The sequence below is a fragment of the Oceanotoga teriensis genome (assembly GCF_003148465.1).
In the GTDB taxonomy this organism is placed as follows: domain Bacteria; phylum Thermotogota; class Thermotogae; order Petrotogales; family Petrotogaceae; genus Oceanotoga; species Oceanotoga teriensis.
Genome location: NZ_QGGI01000004.1, coordinates 83,444 through 91,832 on the forward strand (window position 1 = coordinate 83,444; position 8,389 = coordinate 91,832).

Below are 8,389 nucleotides of genomic sequence, written 5' to 3' on the forward strand. Positions count from 1 at the left end.
TGGAGGTTCTTAGAACCCCCAATAATTTTATTGTTTGTTTTTATCTAATATAGTCTGTATTCTTTTATTGTATTTTTCCAAGGTTTTATCAACATCTGAATATTCCATAACTATTTCTTCTATGGCTTCAGAAAGTTCGAATTGAATATCAACCCATTTTGGATGTGGAGGCACTGGAACTGCTGTTGCATTCTGTTCAAAGAAAATAGATTCCAAAATATGATCATCGAACCATGGATCACTTTCAGCGAGTACATTAGATGGAAAAATAGTAGGAACTCTTTTTGTTATTTTCATTGTTATCTCAGGTCTTACTAAAAATTCTATAAATTTTTTAGCAGCTTCTTTATTTTTAGATGAAGAAGGAATAGTTAAAATTTCTCCACCCGCAAATGAAGCATGAAAGCCTTTATTTTGAGATGGTTTAGGTAAAAAGGTTACAAAATAATTTGTATCTGGGTATGTGGAGTTTAATTTATTTATATTTCCACCTGCTGCAATCCATAATCCAATTTTACCTTCTCCAAAAGCCATCATAAGATCTGCAGATTTAGATTTCAAAGAATATTTAGATAACTCTTGATACATATAGGCTGCTTCTTTAACTGATTGGGAGGTCATTAAAGAAGTATTTAAATCTTCTGATAAGATATTGCCTTCATTACCCCAAACTGCTGGTAAGAACCATTCCTGCCAAGGAGTTTGGGGTTCACCTACACCCATACCGAAACCATAAATATCTTCTCCAAGTGCATCTATCTTTTTTACTGCATTAAGTAATTCATCCCATGTTTGAGGAGGATTTTCTGGATCAAGTCCAGCTTTTATAAATAAATCAACATTATAATACATAGCTCTTGTACCTAAAAGCCAAGGAACTCCGTAATATTTACCATCAAATTCAGCTGATTTCCAACCTATAATATTTGAAAAATCATCTTTTAAAAAACTCAAATCATCAATAACACCTTCATTTGCAAAGTTTGCTACCCAAGTATTTCCAAGTTCCAAAATATCTGGAGCAGAATTTGCAGCGAAAGCAGTTACAATTTTATCAAAACCTGTTGCCCAAGATAATTGAACATAATCCACTTCTATATCTGGATTTTCTCTTTCAAATTCATCAATAACTACTTTTGCGGTATCATCTTTCATCATAAATTCCCAAAAAACTAACTTAGTTTTTGAAAAAACAAATACACTCATTAATAAGATTAAAGCAATAAAAAATCCCTTTTTCATACTGTACACCTCCTAAGATATTTTTATGAGTTTTCTTGAAAACTCATAATCATTTAAAATAAAGTTTATAAATGAAAAAATAGCTCCTTTTGCTATAGTTATTATTCCATTTTTATCTGTTATTATATTATTTTGTAAAAAATTATAATGAATTTTATTATAAACTTTTGAATATAGTTTATTTATAAATTCGTCGGAAAATAGATCTATGTCTCCACCAAATATTACATAATCTGGATCTATCAATTGAGTTATATCAGCTATTTTTTCAGATAATATATCTATAAAATATTCAATATCTTCATTTTTATTTTTAAAATTATAATTTTTTATCATTTCTGATGTAAGAGAATTTTTAGAATTCCTTTCATATTGTGAGTTGAAAATAACTTCACCTGCTGCAAAATGAGATCCATGATAAACTTTTTTATCTATTACCATTCCAATTCCAATCCCTTTAAAATTTAAAATATTTTCTGGAAAAGATAACATAAAATATACCAAATTAGAATACTTCATTTTTAAATCCATTAAGTAATTAGAAACTGCAGCATTAGCATCATTTTCGATGTTGAGATATATATTATATTTACTTTCAAAAATATTTTTTATATTTAAATTCTCTATTCTCAAATCGGTAGATTTTATTATTATTCCATTTTTTTTATCTATTATTCCAGGGACAGCAAGATTAAAAGATAAAATATTTTCATTAAAAGCTTCAAAAGTATTCATTATAGTATCCAAGTATTGAATTATATTGTTTTCTCTTATTTTTTCTTTAAAAGAAAACTCTTTTATTATTTCACCATTTAAATTAGTTAATAAGGCTATATTTCTACAATCTTCTATAGAAACGCCTATAAAATAAAATTTATTTTTATTGATAGTTAAAAGATCTGTTTTTCTACCACCCTTTTTATCTGGTAGAATTTCACCTTTTTTTAAAATGAATCCTTTATTAATTAAATAATCTATATTTCTTGAAATTGTAGACTTATCCATTTTAAGATTTTTTACGAGTTCTGGCCTTGTAAAATTTTCTTTTAAATATATATATTTTATTATTTGATGATGTGTATAAGTAAATTTCATAAAAAACACCTCCATTATAGTTGGTTGCAACGACCAACTAACTTAATTATAAATATTATACCATGAAATTAAAAATTTGTTAAAATATAATAACACTTAAAAAACTACAAATAAAAACGAATAATTAAAAAAATCTTTCAATTTTGCAAAATAAAAATGTTGAATGAAAATTAAACATCATTCAACATTTAGATGAAAAAAAATAAACAATGATATAATTGATTATGAAATAAATATATAAAAAATTATTTTTAATTTTTAATTAAAAATAAAAGAAGACCGGCAAAATTAATTCTAATAATTGGGGTCTTAAAATTATTTTTTCAGCCGGTCTAAAATGGGATTATTTAATTTTGATTGAGTTGTTTATAGCTTAACTTAAAGAGGAGAATTTCTGAATGAAAAATCTATGGTATTTTGATTGCAGTTAAATGAGTTTCTCTTTGTTTATTGGTGAAATACTTGTTGGATCTTTTCTTATTATTTCATCACCAAAAATACTTATTTGAATTAATAAAATAAACAATAAAGTCAAAATCACAATAACTTTCTTCATACTTATACCCCCTTATAATTCATACTTACATCTATATCATATCATTTTCTATATGGTAGTCAAGTGTTCAATTAAATCTTAAAACTACCATCAATAAAGAGTTTTAAATCTATTTTAAACTTTTATTTTTATTGATATGGCACTAAAATATTTAGGTTTAAAGTTGTTAAATATTTAATTTCCTTTTTTTATGCCCAATATGTGAAAACTTCCAAGGTTTTATTTGAAAGATTTAAGATTGTGTATTTTGTGTAACTTAAATATTATTTTTAAGTTACAAGAAAGGGGTGGTATCATTACACTAAAAAGTATAATCAACTTAGTCAGATATAGCAGGTTTTCAAAACCTTTTTTAAAATATATTCTCAAAAGCAAGAATTTAGATGAAGGTATAAGAACTTATATAAAACTTTTATTCCTTAAATGGGATTATAAGTTTTCAGAAAGCCTTTCTATTATAGAACAAGAGTTAAAAAAAGATCATAAAACCTCTATAAAGTATCTTTTGATGATTGAAAAATCAAACTGTACTGATTCAAAAGAAGATGAAATAAATATATATTATGAGCTTAAAAATAATATTGCAAGAATACCAATATATATTAGAAATATAGCCATAATGAATTTAAAGAATACTGAAGAAAAGTACTTTGATTTCGATGCGAGGAGGATGAGATCTTGGAGTGATAAGTATAAAACCGATGAAATAATAAAAGCTTGGATATTATTTTCTGAAGCGAGAAAAGATAAGAATAATGGGAACATAATTTTAGCTTATAAAAAAACTATAGAAGCTGTAGAATATTTAAAGAAAATATTGCATCCATTTGGAATTATGATAGGTTTGAATAATGCCATATGGTGGATTAAAGATCAGAATGATATAGATATTTATAGTTCTATAAATGATTTTGAATTTTATCTTGGCTATTATATAGAAAATGAAATTGAAGATTTTAGATTTTTAGATACTTTATTGAGGGCATGTATATCAAAAAATTATTTTGATATGTATGAGATAGCATATATCATAGATAATATAATAAAAAAGATGAAAAATGATAAAAGAAGATCTATATATAATAATTTTCAAAGTATTTTGAATATGGCGAGAAATATATCTTATTCCTTAGATTCTCAAAATGAATACACTTTAAACACAACTTTTTTGGATTTTATAGGATTATTCCAAAATGATGAAAAACATAAGTATCTTGGACTTTCTAAAAGAAGTTATTTTAATATTATGAGTAGAAATGTGAAAAAGATAAATAAAAGTACAGTGAGAAAAATAATAAAGAACAATAAAATAAAGTATAATACGAAAGTACCAAATGTATTCATATCAGAGATAAAAAAGATGAAAATAGAAGAAAAATTCAAAGAAAATATAAAGAAGTTTGAAAATATGGATAGAACAAAAAAGATTAGAGGATTTTTAATATCATATTTAAGCGAAGAGAGTGATTATATATTCAAGACAAAAATAAAATATGTTTTTGATGAAAAGTTCAACTTAAAAAAAGTGGATTATAGATTGATGCAAATAATAAATAGAATATTTGAAGAAGAAAACAGTTATTATAGAGGAAGAAAAGAGATAACAAGTAAGTTTATAAATAGAATAAAAGAAAATAAACTTGAAAAATTCATGAAAAACTATCAGAAATTAGAATTCGAAGAGATGGAAATGATGAAAAAATTCATAAGAAATTATGGAAGATATGATATAAAAACTGTAAAAGATGAGTTTTATCCTAAAACTTGTGAAGAAATAGATTGGTTTATACAAGAGTATGGATTGAATCCAAAATTATGTGGTATATCTGTTTTTGCTTTTGATTTAAATGAAAGAAAAAAATTTTTAAATTTTATGAATGAAATGAAAATATGAAGTATTTTAAATTTTTAAAATACTTCATATGTTATAATTTAAAAATAATAAGAATTTTTTTATAGCCAACAATGAATGTCTTTAGAAAATATATTTTTATTTAGAGCATAATTTACTGCAGGGCATCCTTTACAAAGTAAAAATAATTTACAATCATTACATTCATGATAATTATTATAAAAAAAATTATCTTTTTTAAATTTAATATCTATAAAATCATCATTAAAAATATTACCAAATTTTAAGGGAAATTTCTTACAAGCTAAAACATCCCCATTAATTTCTAAAACATAAAAATCTCTCCACATACTACATCCATCAATAAAATTAATTTTTTTATAATTATTTTTTATATAGTTTATTCTATCTATAAAAACTTCATCTAAAATATTTTTTTCGAATAATATGGGAATTAAAAGATGTTCCCTTATAAGAAGATCCATTTTGTTTTCGTTATTAAAAAACTCAAATATATCTTCAAGAAATCTTTTATAATCGTTTTTAGAAATATCGATAATATATTTATTTTGAGCTTCATTATTTGGAACAAATCTACAAAAATTATAACTTATTTTACTTGAAATACTTGATAAATCTTTAATAAGGTCTTTTATATGAAGTATATTATAAGAACTTATAACAGATTTTATAGTTACTTTAATATCATTTTTTAATAATTTTACAATTGAATTTAGTGTATTTTTATAATTATTTTTACTTCTTATAGTATCATTTATTTCTTTTGGACCATCTAAACTCATTTGATATGATATTATTCCGTGATTTTTTAAAAAATTAATATTTTCTTTATTAATTTTATGATAATTTCCACTAATTCTAAAAAAAAATCCCATTTTAACTATTTTTTTTATTATATTCAATATGTGATTATTTAGTAATGGATCTCCTCCAATTAAAGTTATTAAAACCTTTTTTTTTATTATTATAGAAAGATCGTATATTTTATTTAAAGTTTCATCTATTCTTTCATAAGGAAAATCCGTATCTAAATTATTTTTTAAATAACAGTGTTTGCAATTCTCTTCACATTTATTAGTTATATGCCATTGAATTATCAAGTAATTATCATCAATTATTCTATTTTCTAATTGTAAAAGAATTTTATCTTTAAATTCATTCATCAATATCATCACCTTTTATAAAGGTCATTCTCTTTTCAGCATCGAAAAAAGACTTAAAAATATTATCTGATTTCAATGCATTTTCTTTCAGGTCATTCAAAACAATCGTTCCATTTTCTAATCCTATTATTCTGTCAGCCATATTTAAAATGCTGAATCTATGAGATATTATTATTACTGTTTTATCTTTTATATATTTTTTTATATTTTCTATAACTTTTTCTTCTTTTATTTTGTCAACACCTTCAAGTGGTTCATCAAGTATTATTATTTCTGGTTCAGATAGCATCATTCGAGCAAGTGCTATTCTAACTCTCTGTCCTCCAGAAAGATATGAACCATTTTGACCCGTTATTGTGTATATTCCATTTTCCAAATCTTCTATAAAATCTTTTACTCCCGATAATTCTATTACTTCTTTTAATTTCTTTTCATCAATATTTCTTCCCATTGTTATATTTTCTTTTATTGAACGATTAAATATATGACTATTTTGACTTAAAACTCCTATTTTTTCATAGATATTTTTTATATTCATTATATTTTCTGAGTTTATAAATATATTTCCTTTATTTGCTTTTTCTTCTCCAGTTATGAGTTTTACTAAAGTAGTTTTTCCTTCTCCACTTTTACCTATTAAGGCTATTTTATCTCCTTTTTTAATTCTTAAATTTATATCATTCAAAATTTTTTTATCGGTATATGAAAAATCTACATTCTCTAATTTTATTTCTTCTATATTTTCTACTATCTTTTCTTCTTCATTTTCTCTTTCATCATTAAAAGTACTTTTTAAATTATTTATTATTTTTTTATAATATCCCAATTGTTGATTTAAATAGAATGAACTTATAATCGGACCTTCAAGTTTATCATAATAAGCTATCAATGCAAAAACAGTTCCTAATAAATATTTATTTTTGTAAAAACCATAAAACGCATATATTATATATCCCACCATCATTAAAATTTTTAAAATTTCAAATAATAAAAGATATAAATTTCTTTTTTTTATATAAAATTTTATTTTTTTAAACCAATTCCAATACTTATTTTTTACTTTTTCAAACTCATATTTGAAAGTACTTGTTATTTTTATATCATAAAATCCTTTTAATGAATCATCTATAAAATCAAAATTTTTTCTTTCTATTTCAATTATTTCATCTTCATTTTTATCAACATAATTTCTGTCATACTTTATATAAAAAAACCATATGATTATAGTTATAAAAGCTATAAAAAAAGAATTTTTATCTAATAAAAATATAAATATCAAAGGAATTGGAATTTTTATTATATTTATTATTCCATATATCACAGAAGAAAAGTTTCCAAAAGCTAAAGGATCATTTATTATTATTTCGGGATTTATATTCTTCTTATTATTTATACTCCAAATATAAGTTTTTTTCATATAATGAAACACAGACGCTGTACTTTTAGATCTAAATATATATTCTCCAAGCCAATAAAAAAATGTACAAAAAGTATTAAATATTAAAAAATAAACTATACTTTTTAATATTTTTTCAGAATTATTTTCTTGAAAAGAATCAATTATAAACTTATAAAATATTGGTATTGACATCATTAACAAAGAAGATATTAATGAAAAGAAAAAACTTAATATATATGAAAATTTAATTTTAATAGGCATATTTCTAAAAAACCATTTAAATTCATTCATCAATATCATCACCTTTTATAAAGGTCATTCTCTTTTCAGCATCGAAAAAAGACTTAAAAATATTATCTGATTTCAATGCATTTTCTTTCAGATCATTCAAAACAATCGTTCCATTTTCTAATCCTATTATTCTGTCAGCCATATTTAAAATGCTGAATCTATGAGATATTATTATTACTGTTTTATCTTTTATATATTTTTTTATATTTTCTATAACTTTTTCTTCTTTTATTTTGTCAACACCTTCAAGTGGTTCATCAAGTATTATTATTTCTGGTTCAGATAGCATCATTCGAGCAAGTGCTATTCTAACTCTCTGTCCTCCAGAAAGATATGAACCATTTTGACCCGTTATTGTGTATATTCCATTTTCCAAATCTTCTATAAAATCTTTTACTCCCGATAATTCTATTACTTCTTTTAATTTCTTTTCATCAATATTTCTTCCCATTGTTATATTTTCTTTTATTGAACGATTAAATATATGACTATTTTGACTTAAAACTCCTATTTTTTCATAGATATTTTTTATATTCATTATATTTTCTGAGTTTATAAATATATTTCCTTTATTTGCTTTTTCTTCTCCAGTTATGAGTTTTACTAAAGTAGTTTTTCCTTCTCCACTTTTACCTATTAAGGCTATTTTATCTCCTTTTTTAATTCTTAAATTTATATCATTCAAAATTTTTTTATCGGTATATGAAAAATCTACATTCTCTAATTTTATTTCTTCTATATTTTCTACTATCTTTTCTTCTTCATTTTTT

At 22.9% G+C, this 8,389-nt stretch carries 7 protein-coding genes; 1 reads left to right on the forward strand and 6 read right to left on the reverse strand.

Features of this window, described 5'->3' with window-relative positions:
* Nucleotides 1-27 precede the first annotated feature (27 nt).
* The 3 genes from C7380_RS04045 to C7380_RS13745 all read right to left on the reverse strand — a co-directional run bounded on the left by C7380_RS04045 (nucleotide 28) and on the right by C7380_RS13745 (nucleotide 2,893).
* Nucleotides 28-1,242: an extracellular solute-binding protein gene (locus C7380_RS04045; protein WP_109604204.1), complete on the reverse strand. Its 1,215-nt coding sequence runs from the start codon at nucleotides 1,240-1,242 to the stop codon at nucleotides 28-30.
* A 12-nt stretch (nucleotides 1,243-1,254) separates the two neighbouring features.
* A complete protein-coding gene (locus C7380_RS04050) occupies nucleotides 1,255-2,337 on the reverse strand; it encodes an ROK family transcriptional regulator (protein WP_158274770.1) in 1,083 nt (360 codons plus the stop codon).
* 427 nt (nucleotides 2,338-2,764) lie between these two features.
* The gene (locus tag C7380_RS13745) at nucleotides 2,765-2,893 is read right to left on the reverse strand and encodes a hypothetical protein (protein WP_305081978.1); all 129 of its coding nucleotides are present in this window, start codon (nucleotides 2,891-2,893) and stop codon (nucleotides 2,765-2,767) included.
* Between the two features lie 508 nt (nucleotides 2,894-3,401).
* On the opposite strand from C7380_RS13745, the gene C7380_RS04055 reads away from it, so the two are divergent.
* Entirely contained in the window at nucleotides 3,402-4,787 is a 1,386-nt protein-coding gene (locus C7380_RS04055; RefSeq protein WP_146192149.1) for a DNA topoisomerase VI subunit B family protein, read from the forward strand.
* Nucleotides 4,788-4,846: 59 nt separating this feature from the next.
* On the opposite strand, the gene C7380_RS04060 is transcribed toward C7380_RS04055, so the two are convergent.
* The 3 genes from C7380_RS04060 to C7380_RS13465 form a co-directional block, all read right to left on the reverse strand.
* Entirely contained in the window at nucleotides 4,847-5,929 is a 1,083-nt protein-coding gene (locus C7380_RS04060) for a radical SAM/SPASM domain-containing protein (RefSeq protein ID WP_158274771.1), read from the reverse strand.
* Nucleotides 5,922-7,619 carry an ABC transporter ATP-binding protein gene (locus C7380_RS04065; RefSeq protein WP_158274772.1) on the reverse strand — a complete coding sequence of 566 codons (1,698 nt, stop codon included), beginning with the start codon at nucleotides 7,617-7,619 and terminating at the stop codon, nucleotides 5,922-5,924. Before C7380_RS04065 ends, C7380_RS04060 begins: the two co-directional genes overlap by 8 nt.
* Nucleotides 7,612-8,389: ATP-binding cassette domain-containing protein (locus C7380_RS13465; RefSeq protein WP_158274773.1), on the reverse strand; the 778-nt coding region annotated here is incomplete at its 5' end. The genes C7380_RS04065 and C7380_RS13465, both read right to left, overlap by 8 nt.